Here is a 21,808-nt window from a genome sequence, read left to right as displayed (position 1 = left end):
TTAAAAATGCGACCTTATTAGAGTATCATATTCGTGTCAGCTGTATCCAGTGAAAACATTGCGATAGAATTGAATGTGGTATGATAAAAGGAATCATTTGATTGGAAAGGAAGTAATATGTGTGACTGAAAAAATAGACGAATACAAGGAACGGTTAGCTCTGATTCAGCAGAATGGAAATCTTTCTATCGAGGCTAAGGCTTTGCTGGAAGAGATGATGGCAGATTTGGTGGAATTGAATCGAAGCAATAAAGCGCTGCGGCGGGCAATAATGAAAACTGGGCAGGCCTCCACAATGTCGACACGTTTAAGGGATGCACTGTACGAATAGAAAAAGAGGGTATGCGAATGGGTTTGATTTTCTCTTTTCTCAAAAAATATAAAGTCGCTGCAATAGCTGCCCTAGTGATGATGCTTATTGAACTAGCGGTGGAATTGTCACAGCCTTTACTCATTTCCAAGATTATTGACCAGGGCATTAAAGAACAGAATTCCTCTGTAGTATGGCTCTGGGGCGGTGTATTGATCGGCAGCGCGGTAGTCGCGTTTATAGCTGGGGTATTAAGTTCTTTTTTTGCTGCCCATGCGAGTCAGAGCTTTGCGTTTGATCTTAGGGACAAGTTATATGAAAAGGTACAATCCTTTACATATGCAGTATTCAACCGGTTTGCTACTTCTTCGCTGATCACTCGTCTTACCGGCGATGTATCGCAGCTGCAGGACACTATATTTATGAGCCTCCGCTTTATGACACGGGTGCCACTGGTTGTGGTGGGCAGTGTGATTATGGCATTGGTTGTTCATGTGAAGCTGGGATTATTTCTCACTGTAGCTCTACCTTTGTTGCTTCTCTTCCTTTACTTCATCATGAGAAAAGCTTCTTTGTTATTTCGCAACGTACAAAATCGGCTTGACGGTGTGAATGGTGTAATTCAGGAGAATTTAACGGGAATCCGCTTAATTCGTGTGTTCGTGCGCATGGGACATGAGATTGGACGTTTCACGGTCTTTAGCGGGAATTTGATGAAATCCACGGTATCGGCGCTACGTTTGACGGAGACAACGATGCCATTTGTTATGCTTATTGTGAATGCAGCGATTATGTCGATCCTATGGTTTGGACGGATTGAGATTGCAAATGGGGATGCTACTTTAGGAGAAACTGTTGCAGTTATTAATTACTCATTACGAACCATAGGAGCGTTGTCAGCTATATCTGGACTTGTCGTTACAATTTCCCGGGCACGTGCCTCCTCCCAGCGTATTACAGAAGTGATGTCAGCAGGCGCTGGAGTTAAGGAAGGCGGAACCGCAAAGGGCGAACCGATACAGGGTCACGTCCAATTTGAAGACATCAGCTTCAAGTATCCGGAGAGTGATATTTCGGTGCTAGAGGATATTACTTTTGAAGTTGCTGCTGGTGAGCGGGTAGCGATTATGGGAGCCACCGGATCAGGAAAGTCTTCTCTTGTCGGTCTAATCCCGCGTTTATATGAAGAGACAGACGGTATCATTCGCATTGATGGGCAAAAGAGCACCGACATCGATATTTCAAGATTGCGGCGATCAATCGGTTACGTTCCTCAAGAACTGCAGCTCTTCAGCGGATCGATTCGCGATAATATCGCTTGGGGCAATGAATATGCCACACAGGAACAAATCGAACACGCAGCAGCTGCCGCACAAATTCACGCAACAGTGATGGATCTGCCTAAAGGTTATGACACCATGCTTGGTCAGCGGGGGGTAAATCTGTCTGGTGGGCAAAAGCAACGCTTGACCATCGCTCGGGCGCTTGTGAGGAAACCTGCTATTTTGATCCTCGATGACAGTACGAGTGCGCTTGATGCTGTGACAGAAGGACTTTTGCTGGAGGCACTGAAAGAAATTTCATGTACAACCTTCCTGATTACTCAGAAGATCAGTTCTACTGCATCTGCAGATTTGATTCTGCTGCTGGACGAAGGACGCTTAATCGGTAAAGGAACACATGACGAGCTTATGACAAGCTCGGCGCTGTACCGCAAGATTTATGAATCACAGGTAGAGGAGGCGAAGCAGCATGTTCAAAGCAATTCTTGAACCCTTTCGTCACCCAAAACCCGTCATTGAGCTTGGAGCAGGAAGAAGCCTTGGTTCAGCTGCTGGAGGGAAGCCAAAAGCAAAGGCGAAGGATTGGGGCGGCACGCTCATACGGATTTGGAGCTACCTTGCCGAGCGTAAAGCTAAGCTTTTTCTCGTTCTGTTAATGGTAGTCTTCAGCTCGGCTTTAGCACTGCTCGGGCCTTATATGATTGGTAAAGCCGTGGATGATTATCTGGAAGGCACTGGCGGACGATCGTGGACGATTTTTCTAATCAGTCTAGCTAGTGTTTATATCTTCTATTCATTAACTTCTTGGCTGCAAAATATATGGATGATTGAAATTGCCCAGGAGACCGTATTTCGGATGCGCACGGAGTTGTTTTCCCATCTTCATCGGTTGCCCATCTCATTTTTTAATCGGAGACAGCAGGGCGAAATTATGAGTCGCCTCACCAACGATATTGAGAACGTCAGCTCTACGCTGAATAGCTCAGCTATTCAGATCTTTTCCAGTGTTTTGACATTGCTCGGAACGGTGGGGGTAATGCTCTGGCTCAGTCCTCTACTGACGCTGCTCACGTTCTTGGTTGTGCCGTTGATGTTATTAGGCATGCGCTGGATTACTCGGCGTACGGGTCCGCTTTTTAAAGAACGTCAGCGCAATGTGGGTGAGTTAAACGGTTATATAGAAGAGACGTTATCCGGTCAACGGATTATCAAGGCTTTTTCACAAGAGGAACGGGTCATCGCTGGTTTTCATGAACGCAATGAGCGGATTATGCTCTCTGGATACTGGGCACAGTCGATTTCAGGCTTCATTCCTAAGCTGATGAATGGACTTAATAATTTGAGCTTCGCTATTGTGGCTGGAGTCGGCGGTTTGTTAGCCATTCGCGGAGCGATTACGGTCGGTGTGATTATTGTGTTTGTAGAATATACGCGTCAATTTACTCGCCCTCTTAATGACTTAGCGAATCAGTGGAATACACTACTGTCAGCGGTTGCGGGAGCGGAAAGAGTGTTTGAAGTGCTGGACGAAGAGACGGAAGCTAAAGATGAAGGTGCAGCTACTTCGCTGGTTAAAGTTGAGGGAGCAGTGAAGTTCGAAAAGGTATCTTTTTCATATGACGGAAGTTTTAACACGCTGCATGATATTAGCTTTGAAGCGAAGCCTGGTGAGATGATCGCCTTAGTAGGACCTACCGGTGCCGGCAAAACAACACTTATCGGGCTGTTATCTCGTTTCTATGATCCTAATCAGGGTAAAATTACGCTGGATGGCTTAGATGTCACTTCGATTCGGCGTGAAAGCCTGAGGAGCCATATGGCGTTTGTGCTGCAGGACTCCTTTTTATTCAAGGGCAGCATCCGCGATAATATTCGTTACGGTAGACTGGATGCTTCCGATGAAGAGGTCGAGGCGGCGGCCAAGCTGGCTAACGCTCATTCTTTTATTATCCGAATGCCGGAAGGTTATGATCGAATGCTCTCTGCAGATGGTAGCGGCATAAGCCAAGGACAGAAGCAATTGCTATCCATTGCAAGGGCCATTCTTGCCAATCCTTCGATGCTTGTTCTTGATGAAGCCACTAGCAGTATCGATACGGTGACCGAAATCAAGATTCAGGAAGGACTTCAGGCGCTAATGAAGGGACGGACCAGCTTCGTTATTGCCCATAGACTGGGCACCATCCGGGCAGCTGATCGAATTCTTGTTCTTCAAGGGGGCAGATTACTGCAGCAGGGCTCCCATGAGGAGTTGTTGAAGCAAGGTGGCTTGTACAGTGAGTTGGTGCAAGGCGGTCGTAGAGAAGTACTTGATAAGGCTAGGCTTTAAGCTGTGATAAAAAAGGCGGGAGTTTTCAAGGAAGCGCAGGTCGCGTCCATGAAAACTCCCGCCTTTATGTAATGTGTGGATATTCGTTATGCATTTGAAGTGAGTTGTCGGATGGTTTAATTGCAGAATGTGCAATAGATTTCGATTGTACAATGAGGGGATGATTATGCTGCTTATGAGATCGTTTCTTGCGCTGCAGCTTGTTTCGCTTTTTGTTTCTCTTTGAAACGAGGGCCAACATAATTACGTTTGCGGTCTCTTGCTAGAATCCAGCCGCCAAGGAAAGTCATGCCTGCTGCAAAGAGTAGAAACCCTCCACCGAAATGCAGCCAAGCGAAATCTGGAACAACGGAATCATCGCCGTGCATAGAGATATAATCAAAAATATCGTCCTTCATCATTAAGAAGCCCTTCATTGCGATTAAACCGGGAAACACAAGAATAAGGATGGCAATGAAGCGTGAAATTAATAGTTTCATAAGTGTCTCCTACCCCTCTTAGCCCAATGGATTCAACCATATGATAACGCTTTAGTAAGAAAAAGTCCATTTGGATATGATGTTTATAAGTTTTGTAATACGCTAAAAAGAGAGTACAATATACAATGTAAAATGAACTTACGTGTAATGACTGGAGGATACATATCATGACAATTTCATGTGACGTGGCCATACTTGGCGGAGGAACCGGGGGATATGTGGCAGCCATTCGCGCTGCACAGCTTGGAAAGTCCGTCGTCGTCATCGAAATGGACAAACTGGGAGGAACCTGCCTGCACCGTGGCTGCATTCCTAGCAAATCGCTGCTCAGAAGCGCAGAAGTATATGCTGAAATCATCGAGAGTGAGAGCTATGGCATTGAGACAAGCGGTGTACAGCTCGTATTCCCAAAAGTACAAAAGCGCAAGGAAGCGGTAGTTGAACAACTTCATCAGGGCGTACAATATTTGATGCGCAAAAATAAAATACAAGTCATTAAAGGCAAGGGGCGCGTGACGGGTCCCTCTATTTTTTCCCCGCGTAGTGGTGCTGTTGCTGTGGAACTAGAAGACGGTGAAATGGAAACAGTGCTCTCGAACCATCTTATTATTGCTACAGGATCTCGTCCGCGTGTATTACCAGGTCTGGAACCAGACGGGAAAGTTATTCTTAGCAGTGATGAAGCACTCACGCTCGACGAGTTACCTTCTTCCATCATTATTGTTGGAGGCGGAGTCATTGGGGTGGAATGGGCCTCTATGCTGGTTGATTTCGGAGTACAGGTTACGGTAGTTGAAGCTGCTAGTCAGTTACTACCTCAAGAGGATGAAGAAGTAGCTAAAGAATTGCAGCGTCTACTTAAAAAACGTGGTGTTAAAGTACTGACTGAAACTACAGTGGATGCTGCAACCTGCAAGGTAACGGACGATGGAATTTCGATCGATGCCCGTAAGGGAGAGCAAACCCAAAGTCTATCCGCAGAAAAGCTGCTTGTATCCGTAGGGAGGGTAGCGAATATAGAGAATATTGGTCTGGAAAATACAGATATTCGCTTTGATAAAGGAATTATTGCTGTAAATGCTAGTATGCAGACGGCTGAGCCGCATATTTATGCGATTGGTGACTGTATCGGTGGATTACAACTAGCTCATGCCGCCAGCCATGAAGGCATTATGGCGGTCAACCATCTCGCTGGTGAGAAACTTCATCCTTATCACACACATCTTGTACCACGCTGTGTTTATACACGTCCTGAAGTAGCGAGTGTGGGTCATACTGAGAAGGAAGCTAAAGCAATGGGACATGATGTAGTGATTGGAAAATACCCTTTCTCGGCCATTGGCAAGGCGATTGTATACGGCCAGAAGGACGGGTTTGTAAAGGTTGTAGCGGATCGAAGCAGCGGAGATATTCTCGGCGTGCAGATGATTGGTCCTCATGTTACGGATTTAATCGGAGAAGCTGCACTGGCTCAACTGCTAGATGCAACGCCTTGGGAGGTTGGTGAGGCCATCCATGCTCACCCAACACTTTCGGAGATCATTGGAGAAGCTATGTTAGCTGTAGAAGGAAGATCTATCGGGATTTAGCTTTTCTTTTTGGGTGGAAAGGGATTATAATAGATTCAAGCCAAGTCTTAGTACCAGGTTTTAAGATCAGGATACAATTGGTCTTAAATCCTGTAAGACTCAGGCTTTATGAATAAGGAGGTATCTCTTTATGGAATCCCAAGATACTGTAGAAACGATTAACAGACATAAGCAGCTTGGACTAAGCGACGGCCAGGTCATCGATATGTACAGATATATGCTGCTCGCACGTAAATACGACGAGCGCAGTCTGCTGCTTCAGCGCGCTGGCAAGATTAACTTTCATGTCTCCGGCATTGGCCAGGAGGCGGGTCAGGTAGCAGCAGCATTTGCGCTGGACCGGCAGAATGATTATTTTTTACCTTATTACCGTGATTATGCTTTCGTACTCTCCGTGGGTATGACTACTCGTGAATTGATGTTGTCTGTGTTCGCAAAGGCAGAAGATCCAAACAGTGGTGGGCGGCAAATGCCAGGTCACTTTGGTAGTAAGCGTCTGCGTATTGTGACAGGCTCAAGTCCTGTAACCACGCAGGTCCCTCATGCGGTTGGTTTTGCTTTGGCAGCCAAAATGCAAAAGAAAAAATTCGTCTCATTTGTAACCTTCGGGGAAGGCTCTAGCAACCAAGGCGATTTTCATGAAGCTTGTAACTTTGCCGGAGTGAATAAGCTACCGGTTATTATCATGTGTCAGAATAATCAGTACGCGATCTCTATTCCTGCTCACAAACAGCTTGGAGGTAAGGTCAGCGACCGTGCTCTGGGTTATGGGTTTCCAGGGGTGCGTGTAGACGGCAATGATCCACTGGAAGTATATCGTGTCGTTAAGGAAGCTCGGGAAAGAGCACTTGCGGGTGAAGGTCCTACGTTAATCGAAGCCATGATGTACCGTTTATCTCCACACTCCACCTCGGACAATGATTTGGCTTATCGGACCAAAGAAGAGGTTGATGAGAATTGGAAGAAGGACGGTGTAGCAGGATTCCGTAATTACCTGATCGGTCTGGGACTTTGGAGTGACGAGCAAGAACAAGATCTTATTGCTGAATGCAATCTTGAGCTTAAAGCAGCTATCGAATATGCTGACAACGCTCCGTTCCCGAAACCGGAAGATACACTGCTGCATGTTTACAGTGATTCCGACCTGAAAGGAGGAGCATAAACCATGGCTATAATGGAATATATCGATGCCATTCGGCTCGCGATGAAGGAAGAAATGGAACGCGATGAATCCGTGTTTGTGCTTGGCGAGGACGTGGGTCTCAAGGGTGGCGTATTTACCACAACAAAAGGTCTGCAAGAACAGTTCGGTGAAGAGCGTGTACTGGATACACCGTTAGCGGAATCAGCTATTGCTGGTGTGGCGATTGGTGCAGCTATGTATGGTATGAAGCCGATTGCTGAAATGCAGTACTCTGACTTCATGCTTCCAGCAACGAATCAAATCATTAGCGAAGCGGCCAAAATCCGCTATCGTTCAAATAACGATTGGAATTGCCCGGTTGTCATTCGTGCGCCTATCGGCGGCGGTGTATTCGGCGGTCTGTACCATTCTCAGTGTCCGGAATCGATTTTCTTCGGTACACCAGGCTTGAAGATTGTCGCACCTTACTCTGCTTACGATGCAAAGGGACTATTGAAGGCAGCCGTACGTGATCCTGACCCGGTTTTATTCTTCGAGAACAAAAAGTGCTATAAGCTGATCAAGGAAGAAGTGCCAGAAGGTGATTACATCGTTCCAATTGGCGAAGCTAATCTGCTGCGTAAGGGAACAGATATTACGGTTATTGGTTATAGTTTGCCATTGCATTTTGCGATGCAAGCAGCAGAAGAATTGGAGCGCGAAGAAGGCATTACAGCGCATATTCTGGATCTGCGGACCTTGCAGCCTCTTGATCGTGAGGCGATCATAGCTGCTGCTCGTGAGACAGGGAAGGTTCTTATTGTGCACGAGGACAATAAAACGGGCGGTATTGGTGGCGAAGTGGCGGCAATTATCGCTGAGCATTGTCTATTTGAACTAGACGCGCCGATCTTCCGTCTTTGTGGTCCCGATGTTCCGGCGATGCCAATCAGCCCACCAATGGAGAAGTTCTTCATGCTTAGCAAGGAAAAAGTGAAGGCAGAAATGCTTCGACTGGCGCAATATTAAAATAGTGGAGTGGACGCGAAGCTTCGTAAAACTTTTAAGATTATGCTTACGAAGTGAGTTTTACTGTGCAGCATTTCTAAGAAGCGAAGCTTCGTAAAACTTAAAGATTATGCTTACGAAGTGAGTTTTACTTCGTAAAACATTTGAGGAGTGAAAAGATGTCTGACAACCAAAAGTTGACTGACGTGATCATGCCGCAGCTGGCGGAATCGCTAGTATCGGCGACGATCGGCAAATGGCTGAAGAAACCAGGCGATCCGGTAGAGCAATACGAACCAATATGTGAGCTTATTACAGATAAGGTAAATGCTGAATTGCCTTCAACGATAGATGGAGTTATGGGTGAACTATTGGCGGAAGAAGGTCAGGTTGTCAATGTCGGCGAAGTCATTTGTCGTATTGCCGTGCCTGTGACTGCACCTGCTGCTGTAAACGTGACTAACACAAACACAGTTGCAGCTAATAATGCTGCGGGTCAAAATGCGAATTCAACTGCTAGCGATACGATGCGTGCACGCTACTCTCCTGCGGTGCAGACTTTGGCGGCTGAGCATAACATCGATCTGAATTTAGTTTCGGGTACTGGTATGGGCGGCCGAATTACCCGTAAGGATGTGCTGACCTTCATCGAAAGTGGCGGAGCTACATCTCCAGCTTCGATTTCTGCTAGTCAACCTGCACCAGCGGTGTCACAACCGCCTGCTCCTCAGTTCGTTCAAGCTGAAAAGAAGAAGACGGAAGAGCCTCTTCGCCAATCGGGTTTACATTTGAGTGAATCTCCTCGTATTCCAACAATTGAAGTCGAGGGTGGCCGAGGCAGCAGTTCGGAATACCTGATTGATGTAACACCAATCCGGAATACAATCGCTACAAGAATGCGCCAAAGTGTCTCGGAAATTCCGCATGCTTGGACAATGATTGAGGTAGATGTGACTAATCTGGTCGCACTGCGCAATAAACATAAGGATGAGTTCAAGCGCAAAGAAGGTATCAATCTAACCTATCTGGCTTTCATGATGAAGGCTGTTGTGAGTGCGATTAAGGATTACCCGATTATGAACTCTGTCTGGGCTGTAGACAAAATTATTGTCAAACGTGATATCAATATCTCGTTAGCGGTAGGTACTGAAGATTCGGTTATCACTCCTGTAATTAAGAAGGCTGATCAGAAAAATATTGCCGGGCTGGCACGTGAGATTGATGAATTGGCACAAAAAACCCGCGAAGGCAAACTGAGTCTGGAAGATTTGCAGGGAGGAACTTTCACTGTAAATAATACCGGCTCATTTGGCTCCATTCTTTCTTATCCAATCATTAACTATCCACAGGCAGCGATTTTAACGTTTGAATCGATTGTAAAAAGACCTGTGGTCATAAACGATATGATAGGTGTGCGATCAATGGCTAATATTTGTCTGTCGCTGGATCATCGGATTCTGGACGGAGTAATTTGCGGTCGTTTCTTGCAACGCGTTAAGGATAACATCGAAGGATATACCCCAGATACGAAACTTTACTAAAAAATAATAACGAGCCAAACTGTGCAGGCATGAGACTGAAAAAGGGGACCTGACGGTATGAATATTTCGGATAATCGTAAGCTGCAGATTTCATATGACCCTATTATGGAGTATGGGGAGGCATGGGATCTGCAAAAGGAAAGTGTGCACGCCATTGATGCTGGTGAGCAACCGGAACGATTGATTCTTTTGCAGCATCCGCCTACCTATACTATTGGTTCACAGAATCATCCCGAACATCTTCTTCTAGATGAAGAGCAGCTCAAAGAAAAAGGAATTGCGCTGTTTGAAATCGACCGGGGAGGAGATATTACATATCACGGACCGGGTCAGCTAGTAGGTTATCCGATCCTTATGCTCGGTGAAGAAGGTAAGGTTGATTTACGCGGGTACTTGCGCAGTCTGGAAGCAGTGATTATTGATTATTTGGCATCCTACGGAATTGTAGGGGAACGGAAGCCGGAGTATACAGGGGTATGGGTTGGCGACGAGAAAATCTGTGCCATTGGTGTCAAGTTTAACAAAAGCAAATTCCGAAGAGGGTTTGTAACTAGCCATGGTTTTGCTTTTAACATTTCTGAAGGGATATCTGGACACGGCTTTCAAGGAATTATTCCATGCGGTATCACTGAATTTGGAATAACCTCCCTAGAAGAATGTGCAGGTCGTCGTTTTGACCTTCAAGATGTGGCCAAAGAATTGGTTCCGTATTTTCTAAGACACTTTCCTTATGAAGAGCAGGATGAGTTCTTCGGCACTATGGCTTAAGGTTGAATAACGAACTAACAGGCAAGCCAAATAGCGGCAAGGGAGTCCCTAGCCGCTATTATCAATGTTCCTTGTGTAGATATTAACCTGCAAGGAAAGGCTCGATAACCATAAAGAGCGTAGAGGCAATCATGGCGAACAACATGACGTAGATGAAGATTTTGAACCATTTATTACGTTGCATGAGTAACTCCTTTAGATTTAGTTTAAGTTAATTGCATGAAGATGGTCTTTCTGTACAACCATTGTAACGTATTCACGAAAGAGAGGGAAGTCCAGTGATTTCACAAGACAGATTGATTCAAGAATTTATGGAGCTTGTCCAAGTTGATAGTGAAACAAGAAATGAACGGCAGATTGCCGATGTGCTCAAGAGCAAATTTAACGCTCTTGGCTTAGAAGTTACCGAAGATGATTCCCAGGAAAGAACTGGACATGGAGCGGGTAATCTGTTCATTACCTGGCCGGCTGTGAACGTTGGATCTGCACCAAAGCTTCTGTTCACTTGCCACATGGATACGGTTGTCCCTGGACAAAATATCAAGCCTACGCTCGGCGCGGATGGATGGATTACAAGTGACGGCACTACAATTCTTGGAGCGGATGACAAAGCTGGTCTAGCTGCACTGTTCGAAGCGATCAGAGTGATTCAAGAGCAAAAATTGCCACATGGTCAGATTCAGTTCGTAATTACTGCGGGTGAAGAATCTGGATTGCTGGGTGCACGCTCGATGGATCCGAGTCACTTGGATGCAGACTTCGGTTTCGCACTCGATTCTAATGGTGAAGTCGGAGCGATTGCAGTTGCGGCACCTACACAAGCTAAGATTACGATGCAAATCTTCGGTAAATCTGCTCATGCAGGTGTTAATCCAGAAGACGGCATCAGCGCGATTCAAGTAGCAAGCAAAGCAATCGCTGCCATGAAGCTTGGACGGATCGACAACGAAACGACTGCGAATATTGGTAAATTCGCTGGCGGCGGACCTACGAATGTGGTGTGCGATCACGTTCAATTGGATGCAGAAGCACGGAGTATCGTGCAGGAAAAGGTTGGCGATCAAATTGCTTCGATGCGTGAAGCACTGGAGACCACTGTCCGCGAATACGGTGCAGAATGCGAATTCCGCAGTGAAATTATTTATCCAGCTTTCAGCTTTAATGAAAATGATCCATTGGTACAGCTTGCACAACGGGCTATCACTTCTATGGGTCTTACACCGCGTCTGTTCCACTCTGGTGGTGGAAGTGACGCTAACGTGTTCAATGGCTTAGATGTTCCGACCATTAACCTAGCTGTAGGATACGAGCATATCCATACCACTAAGGAACGGATTAAAGCCGAAGATATCGTTAAAGTGGCTGAGCTTGTAGTGAGTATTGTTAAAGAAAGCGTAAAGGGATAACCGTCTTATAAAATAGCAGAGCAGTGATCCTACCGAAATGGAGGATTGCTGCTCTGCATTTTTTATGGGGAGTTTAATACAGCCAGATTTAGCCTTATGAAGAGGTGCGTATAGGATTTAAAACATAGCTCAAAAAAAAGACTGAGGTGCCCCAGCAGCCATTTCTTGGCTTTTGGGACACCCCTATATTCGGATGCACATGTATGATTAAATCCTAAAGGAAAGAATGAATTTACCCTGCTTTGGTTGGAATGAACTTGGATTGATCCTTTAGGGAGAGAATGTAGGAGAGAGGCATATCGGGCCCATACCGCTCTATCCACCTAGCTAAGATGGCTTTGATTTCCTCCGGTTTACCTACCATTGTAACTGCGGCTGAGCTTGTACGGCTGAAGATTTCGTTCATCTGAAATTCCTTCTTTCCCTTTAAGTTTGCTATAATACACCGTATGCACAATAGAGAAAAAGGAGACCAGAAACTTTATGGGAGAACAACATTTGCACAGCAAACCCGAGCTTGATGAAGTGACATTGTCTACCCAGCCTGTTTTTGATGGGAAGATTATTTCTTTACAGGTGGACACAGTGAGACTGCCTGATGGAAATACAGCCACACGTGAAGTTGTGAAGCATCCCGGCGCCGTAGCGGTGCTTGCTTTAAACAACAACAAAATGCTTGTTGTAGAGCAATACCGTCAGCCTATGCAACGCACTGAAGTAGAAATTCCGGCAGGGAAGCTGGATAAAGGTGAAGATCCATTAGTTGCGGCTGGTCGTGAACTTCAGGAAGAGACTGGCTTTCACAGTGGAGATCTGAAATTGCTTAAATCCTTCTATACTTCTCCCGGCTTTGCCGATGAGATTATTCATTTGTATGTGACTACTAATGCAAAGCCAGGGGATATGTCCCTGGACGAGGACGAATTTCTAGAAGTTTCGGAGCTTACCCTGGAGGAAGCGTATCAATATATGGCTGACGGGCGCATCGCGGACGCGAAGACGATGATGGCAGTGTATGCTTGGCATCTATACACGCTGACTGGCCAATGGAATTAATAACTGAACTGAAGAGCTTCTATTGCGATTTGCATGTTCATATTGGACGAACGTCGGAAGGACAAGCGGTCAAAATCAGCGGCTCCCGCGAGCTTACCTTTGCAGGCATTGCCAAAGAGGCTGCAGAGCGCAAGGGACTGGAAATGATCGGTATTATTGATAGTCATTCACCAGGCGTTCTACGTGATATGGAGCGTTCCTTGGAATCTGGAGAGATGACGTTAGCTGAAGGTGGAGGGATTGCTTACCGAGGGACTACGATCATTCTGGGAACAGAGATTGAAATCCGCGAGCCTGGGCGAAAAGAGTGCCATGTGCTTGCCTACATGCCGGACTTGGAGCGCATGACCGATTTTAGTGCGTGGATGAGCCGCTATATGCGGAATGTGAATCTAAGTTCCCAGCGCCTGTATGCTCCGGCTAGGGAGCTTCAGGATGAGATTTATGGGCGGGGAGGCATTCTTATCCCTGCACATATTTTCACGCCTCACAAGGGCTTGTACGGCTGTGCAGCGGAGCGTATGGCAGACATCTTTGATCTGGATCGCATAGCAGCAGTTGAGCTAGGGCTGAGTGCAGATTCGGAAATGGCGGGTTATCTTTCTGAGCTGGATGACTTCACATTCCTAACGAACTCTGATGCGCATTCACTGGGCAAACTAGGCCGTGAGTATAATGTCATGGCGTTGGCACGACCTTCTTTTGCTGAACTACGACTCGCACTAGAACGTAAGGAAGGGCGGAAGGTAACTGCCAATTTCGGACTTAACCCCCGGCTTGGTAAATACCACCGAACCTACTGCGGAGGTTGTGGCAGTATTATTGACGAAGCATATGTCACATCGGAACGCTGCCAGTATTGTGGCAGTCTTAAGCTGGTTAGAGGTGTATTCGACCGGATCTTAGATATTGCGGACCGCAAGACACCGATAGTACCTGCTGATCGTCCACCCTATCATTATCAGGTTCCGCTTGAATTTATCCCGGGGTTAGGGAAGGCGAAAATGAACGCGTTACTGCAAGCGTTTGGAACTGAGATGAACATTTTACATGGTTGTGGTGAAGCGGAAATTGCCAGCGTTATAGGTGCGGATTTGGCGTCGATGATCGTCCAGGCCCGCTCTGGAATTTTGGAGCTATCGGCAGGCGGTGGAGGAACATACGGTAAAGTCGTACAACCTGGAAAGTAAAGTTACTGTCCTAAGGACAAGTCATATCGCGGGACGTTTTCTCATATGGTGTAACATGTAACCGGAAAGGGGAACGTCTCGATGCGTAATTTAAGGCTGATGATGAAGGAACAGACGCCTCTGTATATTTTTGTCGGCGTATTATTTCTGGTAGGTGTTGTATTTGGAGCTCTTATCGTTAGTGCGCTTACGATGGATCAGCAACAGGAGCTGGGGGATTATCTAGGGAATTTCTTTGTAACGGTTGATCAGCAGGGTCTATCTGCAGCACCTGATTCGTACTGGAGTATAGCGGCCTTAAACTTAAAATGGATTGGGCTGATCTGGATCCTTGGATTATCAGTCATTGGGTTGCCGGGAATCTTGATTCTTGATTTTTTAAAAGGGGTACTGATCGGCTTTACAGTCGGTTGTCTAGTCAGTCAATATTCTTGGCACGGGATGCTGTTCGCACTAGTCTCTGTGGCTCCGCACAATCTGGTACTGATCCCTGTGTTGTTACTAAGTAGTGCAGCAGCGATCGCCTTTTCCTTGCAGATGATTCGTAGCCGAGTGTTAGGACAACGCCGGACGCCAATAACTCGACCTTTTACGATGTACACGATATTGTCACTTGTGATGGCTCTGTTGATTCTGGGCATTTCTAGCTTTGAGACCTATGTTACGCCGATCATGATGCGCTGGGTTACACCTTCACTTGTACAAGCAGTGACTACCTTGGGCTTGCAGTAAAAGCGTTTGACTTCTCAAAGCGACACCCCCTATAATGGAAGAAGTGGTTTGAAGACCGGTGAGGTAATTTTCCAAGGGGGAGGGAGACAATGGAAGCTCGAATAGACAAAATTAAGCAACAGTTACAATCCCAAGGATACAAGCTTACACCCCAACGGGAAGCGACCTTAAGAGTGCTGCTGGAGAATGAGGAAGATCATCTTAGTGCAGAAGATGTTTTTATGCTCGTGAAAGAGAAAGCTCCCGAGATCGGTCTTGCGACTGTATATCGTACCCTGGAACTTCTTAGCGAGCTTCACGTCGTAGAAAAGATTAACTTCGGTGACGGTGTCGCCCGTTATGATCTGCGAACAGATACTGCGAAGCACCATCATCATCATTTAATTTGTGTGCAATGCGGTAGTATGGATGAGATTCGCGAGGATTGGCTAGGTCCGCTAGAAGAGCGATTGGAGAAAGAATTTAATTTCTCAGTGCTTGATCATAGACTTGATTTTCATGGGATATGCTATCGGTGTAGTGATAAGAATAATTCAAACGGAAATCCGTCCTAAGTCATCTTATAATGAAATTCACTTCATAAGCTCTCCCCGGTTTTTTTACCGGAGAGAGCTTTTTAAATGATTGGTCTATTGGAGGTATACATATCAGTCCGTTTTAGTGCATAAGGTGAAGGACGAGCAGATCTTAACTGTATGTTAAAGGGAGGCGTCCTTATGATCGTTTCTGTGCCCAAAACCGTTCGAAAGCTGTATTTTATGATCATGTTTGTAGCTCTAAGCTATTTACTTTACAGTGCTATGAGCTGGCTTGGTGAATGGATCAGTCCGATAGAGAATTATGGAATTCCTGAAGGCACTGCTGTTCGGGCTTTTGATCATGCCGATCGTGGTGATGATGGTCTGGATACAAGACAGCGTTTGCGCTTCTATTACTGGTATGGAGAATGAAAGCTTCTCAGGAAGCAGGAACAAGCGAGAAGAATGTCGAAGAAAACAAGGTGGATTCATGCAGCGTATACTAAATGTACACATCTGCAGAGCCCTCATGCTGAATGTGCTGCAGGAAGTCACTATGAGTAGCTGCGCCAGGACAGGAGCGTGAAATAATGAAGTCACACTTGCAGCCGTTTTTACATTATTTGTCCGGAGATAAAGGCTTGTCCCCGAATACCCTGGAATCTTACGGTAGGGATGTATCGCAGTTTCTGGAGTTCGCTGAAGAGCGGGGGGCTAGTCAGCCTGATGAGATCCGAAGATCGCATGTGATATTATATCTTGGCTCATTACGCGGAGCTGGCCGAGCAACTGCAACATTGAACAGGAACGCAGTGTCCCTCCGTGCTTTTTTTCATTACTTGCTGAAGGAACGTTTGATTGAGCAGGATCCAACATTGGACATGGAGACCATGAAGCCTGATAAGAAACCTCCTATGGTGCTTACCATTTCGGAAATAGAGCAATTATTGGCTGCGCCGGATGTAAGTACGCCACAAGGAATGCGCGATAAGGCTATGCTGGAATTACTCTATGCAACAGGTATTAAGGTCTCTGAATTAATCTCACTTAACGTGGATGATGTGCACACGGATATGAAATTTGCGCGTTGTACAGGAACTTCTGGAAAGGAGCGGGTAGTTCCCATTGGCACCCTTGCAGCTGAGAGTGTATCGGCTTACACTTCACTGATGCGGGACAAGCTGCTTCGTGATCACCAGGAGGAACCAGCCATGTTCCTGAATAGTCTAGGCGGAAGATTAACCCGGCAAGGCTTTTGGAAAATCATAAAAAAATATGCGCGGGAAGCAAACATTGAGCAGGATATTACACCGCATACACTTAGGCATTCCTTCGCAGCCCATTTACTGGAAGGCGGAGCAGATTTGCGTTCCGTACAACAAATGCTGGGTCATGCCGATATTTCGACGACTCAGATTTATAACGGTATAGCCCGTAAGAATATGAAGGAAGTATATGAGAGCCACCATCCTAGAGCTCGATAATTCTGCTGTAAAGATGCTTTTTGTGAGTAAGATGGTTATGATGGAATCATACTGAAAGGATAGACTGGGGAATGATCCGCAGGTTATCTTTTAGCAGAAACGGATACCTGATAAGCGGTACATTGTATCGCTAGCTTCGGAAGCGTATGTCTTCTGGAAGACGGTACAGCCGTTTCTTCTTGTTGGTACGAAAGAATATCTATACTAAAAAAGGAGTGAAGACAACAATGTCCTCATTTAAACGAATTGGTTTTATTGTTCTAGATAGTGTTGGTATCGGTGAAGCACCAGATGCTGCGGATTTCGGTGATGCTGGGTCGCACACGCTTGGTCATATATTGGATCGTGTTCTTGGTTTGAAGCTTCCTAATCTACAGAAGCTCGGGTTAGCTAATATTGCTCCGTTGCCACCACTAGAGCCTGTAACTTCACCAACAGGGTACTACGGCAAAATGCAGGAAGTATCTGTAGGTAAGGATACGATGACCGGACACTGGGAGCTAATGGGGCTGAAGATTGAGGTTCCTTTCAATACGTATCCTGATGGTTTTCCAGCAGAGTTGATTGAGAAGTTCGAAGCGGCAACTGGTCGTAAGGTAATCGGTAATAAACCAGCTTCCGGTACGGAGATTCTTGTTGAATACGGTGAAGAGCAAATGAAAACCGGTGCTTGGATTGTCTATACCTCTGCGGACAGCGTGTTCCAGCTTGCTGCACATGAAGATATTATTCCACTTGAAGAACTATACAGTGCTTGTAAAATAGCCCGTGAGCTGACAATGGCTCCAGAATTCTCGGTGGGTCGCGTGATTGCTCGTCCGTATGTTGGAGAACCAGGGAACTTCGTTCGGACACCAAACCGGCATGACTATGCGGTGAAGCCGCCGGAACCAACGGTAATGAACGCGCTTGCTGATATTGGTAAGGATGTTATCGCGGTTGGTAAGATCAACGATATCTTTACAGGAGAAGGGGTTACAGCTTCTTATCCAACGAAGAGCAATGAACATGGAATCGAAGTTACTATTGAGCAGCTTCGTCAACCGTTTGACGGTTTTCTGTTTACGAATCTGGTGGATTTTGATTCTTTATATGGACATCGTCGGGATCCAGAAGGTTATGGCCGTGCACTGGAAGTATTCGATCAGGCGTTGCCTGAGATTCTATCCACGCTTGGTGAAGATGATCTGTTGATTATTTCTGCAGACCATGGTAACGATCCGATCCATAGTGGAACTGATCATACCCGTGAATACGTGCCGCTCTTAATCTATAGCCCACGGTTTAAACATCCGGAAAGTTTGGGCATTCGTGAAACCTTCTCTGATGTAGCTGCAACCATTGCTGATAACTTTGGTGCAAAGGCGCCGCAGTATGGGACAAGCTTTTTAGCGAAACTGCAATAAAAGGGTTGCGGGTTGCTCCGCAACATCAATGAAGGAGGATCATCCATGAGCGCGTTAACACAAAAAGAAATTCAAGAAGCAGCCATTTATATAAAAGACAAATGTCCGGTGGCTCCGGAAATTGGATTGATCCTTGGTTCAGGTCTCGGTGTGCTAGCAGACCTTATTACTGATGGAGTAAGTATTCCATATGATGAGATTCCTCACTTTCCGGTATCTACTGTAGAGGGACATGAAGGCGAGCTATTAATTGGTATGATCGAAGGCCGCCGAGTTGTGATGATGAAGGGCCGCTTTCATATGTATGAGGGGTATGGGCCAGAGGTAACGGCATTCCCAGTACGGGTTATGAAAGAGCTTGGTATAGCCAGTTTACTAGTGACGAATGCAGCTGGTGGAGTGAACACTGATTTCACACCGGGTGATCTTATGCTTCTTACGGATCATCTTAATATGACTGGACGGAATCCTTTAATAGGACCTAATGATCCTGCACTTGGTGTGCGCTTCCCAGATATGTCGACCGCCTACAGTCGCCGCCTGATCCAGGTAGCGAAGGAAACGGCAGCTCAGCAGAATTTCGAGTTCAAAGAAGGCGTATATGCAGGTCTATTGGGCCCTTGCTACGAAACGCCTGCTGAAATCGTAATGCTTCGTACGCTAGGCGCCGATGCTGTGGGCATGTCTACTGTATCGGAGACCATTGTTGCTCGTCATGCAGGTATTGAGGTATTGGGCATCTCCTGTATTACTAACATGGCCGCGGGAATCCTGGATCAACCACTCAATCATGAAGAGGTGATGGAAACTGCAGAACGTGTGCGTGAACGTTTCTTGAAACTGGTCTTAGGCTTTATTCCGAAAATGTAATTTGGGATACTTCATATTGAATTACTGGAGGTCATATCTATGATTCAAGAAATTATGATTGAGCCAATGACGCATGAACAGGTTGTAAAAGTACTTAATTTGACGAAACCAAAATATATCGGATTTGCTCGCGCAAATGTCCGTGAAGAGCAGGTGTAAGATGAGAGCTGTCGATATTATTCAGAAAAAAAGAGACGGTGGAGAGCTTAGTCGTGAGGAAATATCCTTCCTAATTCAGGGTTACAGTAAAGGTGAAGTTCCTGATTATCAGCTTTCTGCTTGGGCCATGGCGGTTTATTTCCAAGGTATGAACGCACGGGAGACCGGTGATCTAACGATGGAAATGGCGATGTCCGGTGATCAAGTGGATTTGAGCCCAATCGCAGGCATTAAGGTGGATAAGCACTCCACAGGTGGAGTGGGAGATAAAACAACCGTGGTGCTTGCACCGTTGGTAGCCTCTGCTGGAGTACCCGTAGCGAAGATGTCCGGCCGCGGACTTGGGCATACAGGAGGTACACTTGATAAGCTGGAGTCGATCACTGGTTTTTCTGTAGAGATGGATCGCGAGCGATTCTTCGATCAAGTAGGGGAGATCGGAGCTGCGGTAATCGGACAGTCAGGCAACATTACACCTGCAGACAAAAAGCTGTATGCCCTTCGGGATGTAACTGCAACGGTAGAATCCATCCCTCTTATAGCAAGTTCGGTGATGAGCAAGAAGATTGCAGCGGGTGCAGACGCCATTGTACTGGATGTCAAAACCGGCAGCGGTGCTTTTATGAAGACGCTTGATGATTCTATTGCGCTTGCCCAGGCTATGGTGGATATCGGCACCCATTTGGGTCGTAATACCGTTGCGATCATCAGTGATATGGATCAGCCACTGGGTTACGGGATCGGAAATGCGCTGGAAATTAAGGAAGGAATCGAGACCTTGAAGGGTCATGGTCCTAAAGACTTGCAGGAAGTATGCCTTATTCTGGGCAGCCAGATGCTTGTTCTTGGCGGTAAAGCCAAGGATGAAGCGGAGGCTCGTTCGATTCTGATGACACATATTGAAGATGGCACAGCGCTGGAGAAATTCAAACAGATCGTGAGTGCGCAAGGCGGAGATGTTTCGCAAATCGATGATCCGGAGAAACTCCCTGCTGCTAAACGATTCATTGAAGTGAAAGCGAAGACTAAGGGTTACATTGAGGGGATTCAAGCAGAAGAAATCGGCATTGCTGCTATGTTGCTTGGTGCAGGACGTGAAACCAAGGAATCTGTAATAGATTTGGCTGTAGGTATTCAACTCTCTAAAAAAGTTGGAGATGCTGTAGAGATTGGGGATACACTTGCAGTATTGCATATCAATGATGCCAGTGATAAGAAAGTAGAGGAAGCTGAGGGCAAGGTATTAGAAGCTTACCGCATTACTTCTGAATCGGTTCCACCATTACCACTGGTATTCGCGCTTGTTACGAAGGATGGGGTAACACGGTACTAGCCAAGGAAATATAATTATTGTCATGACAAAGACCTGAAATAGACAGTAAAACAGCGAGCCTCCCGTAATAGGAGGCTCGCTGTTTTATGTTTTTGACGGAGCAGCTACAAAATGCTTATCGATAAGATTGAAAATCTGAGAAGCCCCGCTGCTTGTATTACATAATACGACCACAGTCTCTCCACTAGCCGGATAGATAGCCGATCGGAAGGAAACGCCGGGATCGTAGCCCATAATGTGAAACTTGAACACTTTTTCTTCTCGGAGGGTGATCCATACACCATAACCATAATAGCCTTCACCATCCACATGTATGTGGGGAGTAAGCAACAATGAAGTGAGTACTGGACTCAAAAGGGTATGGTTCATTAGCCCGTTCCAAAATAACTGCATGTCGGGAGCGGTAACGAAAGCTCCACCGTCAGCGCCTCCTTTTACCGGGATTGAATAGATGTTGCTTCTCCAGCTACCGTTTTCTTCCTCTATGTATCCTAGTGCACAGTTGGCTGGTAAGGCATCTGACGTAAAGTAACCGGATTGCTCCATTCCGCAAGGCTTAAAGATGTGAAGCTCCACATAATCGGAAAAGGACATTCCACTTAAATCCTCCACCAGAAGACCTAGCACGATATATCCGGCATTGTTGTAGTGGAATCGTTCACCAGGGGTCCACATCATGGGGAGGTTTCGAAACATCGGTACAAAGTCTTCCAGCTGCCGTAAAGTATACATAGGTTGTGTCTTCCACAATTCTTCGAAGTCATCCATGATTGTTTCATCAAAATAATCTGGAATCCCAGAGCTATGCGTAAGCAACTGATGTATGGTGATTTCAGAACTAAAGAGAGGGAACTCTACCTTTTTCAGATAGTCTGATAATCTGCTTTCGAAAGAAATCAATCCCCTTTCGACAAGTTGAGAGACGGCAATTGCTGTGAATATTTTACACCCGGAAGCGATCCCGAACCGAGTATGAATATTGTTTTCGCGCTTATCCGACTTATTGGCATAACCGTGACAGCTGCTGGCGATTTCTTTATCATATTGTTTTGCTAGTACTACGCCTGAGAAATCGTTCTGTTTTGCTTCTGTTTCAATATAAGTTTCAAGTGGGTTCATTCGTATTTCTCCTCTGTAAGACAGTTATAGGTTCATAGATAGCATTCGTGAAAGCCTACGATTTACCTTTAAAAGTCCTAAAATGAGAACGAAAAAAATGGGAAT

22 protein-coding genes are annotated in these 21,808 nt (G+C 46.0%); 18 read left to right on the top strand and 4 right to left on the bottom strand.

The window, feature by feature from the left end; all coding sequences use genetic code 11:
* Window positions 1-121 precede the first annotated feature (121 nt).
* Genes M2444_RS07545 through M2444_RS07535 form a run of 3 tightly spaced genes read left to right on the top strand, consistent with a single transcriptional unit; the run spans window position 122 to window position 3,922 of the window.
* On the top strand, window positions 122-331 hold the full coding sequence (locus M2444_RS07545) for a hypothetical protein (protein ID WP_094876423.1): 210 nt from the start codon (window positions 122-124) through the stop codon (window positions 329-331).
* Between the two features lie 17 nt (window positions 332-348).
* The gene (locus M2444_RS07540; protein ID WP_280786647.1) at window positions 349-2,082 is read left to right on the top strand and encodes an ABC transporter ATP-binding protein; all 1,734 of its coding nucleotides are present in this window, start codon (window positions 349-351) and stop codon (window positions 2,080-2,082) included.
* On the top strand, window positions 2,063-3,922 hold the full coding sequence (locus M2444_RS07535) for an ABC transporter ATP-binding protein (RefSeq protein ID WP_094876421.1): 1,860 nt from the start codon (window positions 2,063-2,065) through the stop codon (window positions 3,920-3,922). The genes M2444_RS07540 and M2444_RS07535 overlap by 20 nt, the downstream gene beginning before the upstream one ends.
* Before the next feature lie 173 nt (window positions 3,923-4,095).
* On the opposite strand, the gene M2444_RS07530 is transcribed toward M2444_RS07535, so the two are convergent.
* The gene (locus tag M2444_RS07530) at window positions 4,096-4,401 is read right to left on the bottom strand and encodes a DUF2627 domain-containing protein (RefSeq protein ID WP_042190393.1); all 306 of its coding nucleotides are present in this window, start codon (window positions 4,399-4,401) and stop codon (window positions 4,096-4,098) included.
* Window positions 4,402-4,568: 167 nt separating this feature from the next.
* Here M2444_RS07530 and lpdA point away from each other — a divergent pair, with 167 nt between their 5' ends.
* From lpdA to lipB, 5 genes are all read left to right on the top strand, one after another.
* Window positions 4,569-5,990, top strand: a complete 1,422-nt coding sequence (gene lpdA / locus M2444_RS07525) for a dihydrolipoyl dehydrogenase (RefSeq protein WP_280786646.1) — start codon at window positions 4,569-4,571, stop codon at window positions 5,988-5,990.
* A gap of 130 nt (window positions 5,991-6,120) precedes the next feature.
* The gene (locus M2444_RS07520; protein WP_042190387.1) at window positions 6,121-7,152 is read left to right on the top strand and encodes a thiamine pyrophosphate-dependent dehydrogenase E1 component subunit alpha; all 1,032 of its coding nucleotides are present in this window, start codon (window positions 6,121-6,123) and stop codon (window positions 7,150-7,152) included.
* A gap of 3 nt (window positions 7,153-7,155) precedes the next feature.
* Window positions 7,156-8,142: an alpha-ketoacid dehydrogenase subunit beta gene (locus tag M2444_RS07515; protein ID WP_042129758.1), complete on the top strand. Its 987-nt coding sequence runs from the start codon at window positions 7,156-7,158 to the stop codon at window positions 8,140-8,142.
* A gap of 158 nt (window positions 8,143-8,300) precedes the next feature.
* Entirely contained in the window at window positions 8,301-9,662 is a 1,362-nt protein-coding gene (locus M2444_RS07510; RefSeq protein WP_280786645.1) for a dihydrolipoamide acetyltransferase family protein, read from the top strand.
* Window positions 9,663-9,719: 57 nt separating this feature from the next.
* A complete protein-coding gene (gene lipB, locus M2444_RS07505; protein ID WP_280786644.1) occupies window positions 9,720-10,430 on the top strand; it encodes a lipoyl(octanoyl) transferase LipB in 711 nt (236 codons plus the stop codon).
* Window positions 10,431-10,512: 82 nt separating this feature from the next.
* On the opposite strand, the gene prli42 is transcribed toward lipB, so the two are convergent.
* Entirely contained in the window at window positions 10,513-10,614 is a 102-nt protein-coding gene (prli42, locus tag M2444_RS07500; RefSeq protein WP_094872112.1) for a stressosome-associated protein Prli42, read from the bottom strand.
* Window positions 10,615-10,708: 94 nt separating this feature from the next.
* On the opposite strand from prli42, the gene M2444_RS07495 reads away from it, so the two are divergent.
* Window positions 10,709-11,836, top strand: a complete 1,128-nt coding sequence (locus M2444_RS07495) for a tripeptidase T (RefSeq protein WP_094872114.1) — start codon at window positions 10,709-10,711, stop codon at window positions 11,834-11,836.
* 232 nt (window positions 11,837-12,068) lie between these two features.
* Here the strand turns inward: M2444_RS07495 and M2444_RS07490 are convergent, their stop codons facing one another.
* The gene (locus M2444_RS07490; protein WP_179281665.1) at window positions 12,069-12,242 is read right to left on the bottom strand and encodes a hypothetical protein; all 174 of its coding nucleotides are present in this window, start codon (window positions 12,240-12,242) and stop codon (window positions 12,069-12,071) included.
* Window positions 12,243-12,319: 77 nt separating this feature from the next.
* On the opposite strand from M2444_RS07490, the gene M2444_RS07485 reads away from it, so the two are divergent.
* The 9 genes from M2444_RS07485 to M2444_RS07445 all read left to right on the top strand — a co-directional run bounded on the left by M2444_RS07485 (window position 12,320) and on the right by M2444_RS07445 (window position 20,584).
* On the top strand, window positions 12,320-12,892 hold the full coding sequence (locus tag M2444_RS07485) for an NUDIX hydrolase (protein WP_076299537.1): 573 nt from the start codon (window positions 12,320-12,322) through the stop codon (window positions 12,890-12,892).
* Window positions 12,883-14,082: an endonuclease Q family protein gene (locus M2444_RS07480; RefSeq protein ID WP_280786812.1), complete on the top strand. Its 1,200-nt coding sequence runs from the start codon at window positions 12,883-12,885 to the stop codon at window positions 14,080-14,082. Before M2444_RS07485 ends, M2444_RS07480 begins: the two co-directional genes overlap by 10 nt.
* An 81-nt stretch (window positions 14,083-14,163) precedes the next feature.
* Entirely contained in the window at window positions 14,164-14,814 is a 651-nt protein-coding gene (gene spoIIM, locus M2444_RS07475) for a stage II sporulation protein M (protein WP_280786643.1), read from the top strand.
* An 89-nt stretch (window positions 14,815-14,903) separates the two neighbouring features.
* Entirely contained in the window at window positions 14,904-15,368 is a 465-nt protein-coding gene (gene fur, locus M2444_RS07470; RefSeq protein WP_094872120.1) for a ferric iron uptake transcriptional regulator, read from the top strand.
* Window positions 15,369-15,530: 162 nt separating this feature from the next.
* The gene (locus tag M2444_RS07465; RefSeq protein WP_042129742.1) at window positions 15,531-15,764 is read left to right on the top strand and encodes a DUF4227 family protein; all 234 of its coding nucleotides are present in this window, start codon (window positions 15,531-15,533) and stop codon (window positions 15,762-15,764) included.
* A gap of 158 nt (window positions 15,765-15,922) precedes the next feature.
* A complete protein-coding gene (xerD, locus tag M2444_RS07460; RefSeq protein ID WP_094872123.1) occupies window positions 15,923-16,816 on the top strand; it encodes a site-specific tyrosine recombinase XerD in 894 nt (297 codons plus the stop codon).
* A gap of 227 nt (window positions 16,817-17,043) precedes the next feature.
* On the top strand, window positions 17,044-18,222 hold the full coding sequence (deoB, locus tag M2444_RS07455) for a phosphopentomutase (RefSeq protein WP_280786642.1): 1,179 nt from the start codon (window positions 17,044-17,046) through the stop codon (window positions 18,220-18,222).
* A gap of 45 nt (window positions 18,223-18,267) precedes the next feature.
* Entirely contained in the window at window positions 18,268-19,092 is an 825-nt protein-coding gene (locus M2444_RS07450; protein WP_076284512.1) for a purine-nucleoside phosphorylase, read from the top strand.
* Between the two features lie 160 nt (window positions 19,093-19,252).
* Window positions 19,253-20,584: a pyrimidine-nucleoside phosphorylase gene (locus tag M2444_RS07445; protein ID WP_094872127.1), complete on the top strand. Its 1,332-nt coding sequence runs from the start codon at window positions 19,253-19,255 to the stop codon at window positions 20,582-20,584.
* Between the two features lie 84 nt (window positions 20,585-20,668).
* On the opposite strand, the gene M2444_RS07440 is transcribed toward M2444_RS07445, so the two are convergent.
* Window positions 20,669-21,703, bottom strand: a complete 1,035-nt coding sequence (locus M2444_RS07440; RefSeq protein ID WP_280786641.1) for a serine hydrolase domain-containing protein — start codon at window positions 21,701-21,703, stop codon at window positions 20,669-20,671.
* Between the last annotated feature and the right edge of the window lie 105 nt (window positions 21,704-21,808).

It is taken from the genome of Paenibacillus sp. PastF-3 (assembly GCF_029893135.1).
GTDB classification, from domain to species: domain Bacteria; phylum Bacillota; class Bacilli; order Paenibacillales; family Paenibacillaceae; genus Paenibacillus_AQ; species Paenibacillus_AQ nitricinens.
The sequence above is the reverse complement of the archived record's forward strand: the minus strand, read 5'-3'. Positions and strand labels throughout refer to the sequence as shown.

Bases quoted from the DNA above. Each gene is read 5' to 3' on its own strand.
- M2444_RS07490 (WP_179281665.1), bottom strand. From the start codon at position 12,242: ATGAACGAAATCTTCAGCCGTACAAGCTCAGCCGCAGTTACAATGGTA.
- deoB (WP_280786642.1), top strand. From the start codon at position 17,044: ATGTCCTCATTTAAACGAATTGGTTTTATTGTTCTAGATAGTGTTGGT.
- M2444_RS07440 (WP_280786641.1), bottom strand. From the start codon at position 21,703: ATGAACCCACTTGAAACTTATATTGAAACAGAAGCAAAACAGAACGAT.
- M2444_RS07520 (WP_042190387.1), top strand. From the start codon at position 6,121: ATGGAATCCCAAGATACTGTAGAAACGATTAACAGACATAAGCAGCTT.
- fur (WP_094872120.1), top strand. From the start codon at position 14,904: ATGGAAGCTCGAATAGACAAAATTAAGCAACAGTTACAATCCCAAGGA.
- M2444_RS07445 (WP_094872127.1), top strand. From the start codon at position 19,253: ATGAGAGCTGTCGATATTATTCAGAAAAAAAGAGACGGTGGAGAGCTT.
- M2444_RS07480 (WP_280786812.1), top strand. From the start codon at position 12,883: ATGGAATTAATAACTGAACTGAAGAGCTTCTATTGCGATTTGCATGTT.
- spoIIM (WP_280786643.1), top strand. From the start codon at position 14,164: ATGCGTAATTTAAGGCTGATGATGAAGGAACAGACGCCTCTGTATATT.
- M2444_RS07540 (WP_280786647.1), top strand. From the start codon at position 349: ATGGGTTTGATTTTCTCTTTTCTCAAAAAATATAAAGTCGCTGCAATA.
- xerD (WP_094872123.1), top strand. From the start codon at position 15,923: ATGAAGTCACACTTGCAGCCGTTTTTACATTATTTGTCCGGAGATAAA.
- prli42 (WP_094872112.1), bottom strand. From the start codon at position 10,614: ATGCAACGTAATAAATGGTTCAAAATCTTCATCTACGTCATGTTGTTC.
- lipB (WP_280786644.1), top strand. From the start codon at position 9,720: ATGAATATTTCGGATAATCGTAAGCTGCAGATTTCATATGACCCTATT.
- M2444_RS07450 (WP_076284512.1), top strand. From the start codon at position 18,268: ATGAGCGCGTTAACACAAAAAGAAATTCAAGAAGCAGCCATTTATATA.
- M2444_RS07530 (WP_042190393.1), bottom strand. From the start codon at position 4,401: ATGAAACTATTAATTTCACGCTTCATTGCCATCCTTATTCTTGTGTTT.
- M2444_RS07515 (WP_042129758.1), top strand. From the start codon at position 7,156: ATGGCTATAATGGAATATATCGATGCCATTCGGCTCGCGATGAAGGAA.
- M2444_RS07535 (WP_094876421.1), top strand. From the start codon at position 2,063: ATGTTCAAAGCAATTCTTGAACCCTTTCGTCACCCAAAACCCGTCATT.
- M2444_RS07465 (WP_042129742.1), top strand. From the start codon at position 15,531: ATGATCGTTTCTGTGCCCAAAACCGTTCGAAAGCTGTATTTTATGATC.
- lpdA (WP_280786646.1), top strand. From the start codon at position 4,569: ATGACAATTTCATGTGACGTGGCCATACTTGGCGGAGGAACCGGGGGA.
- M2444_RS07485 (WP_076299537.1), top strand. From the start codon at position 12,320: ATGGGAGAACAACATTTGCACAGCAAACCCGAGCTTGATGAAGTGACA.
- M2444_RS07510 (WP_280786645.1), top strand. From the start codon at position 8,301: ATGTCTGACAACCAAAAGTTGACTGACGTGATCATGCCGCAGCTGGCG.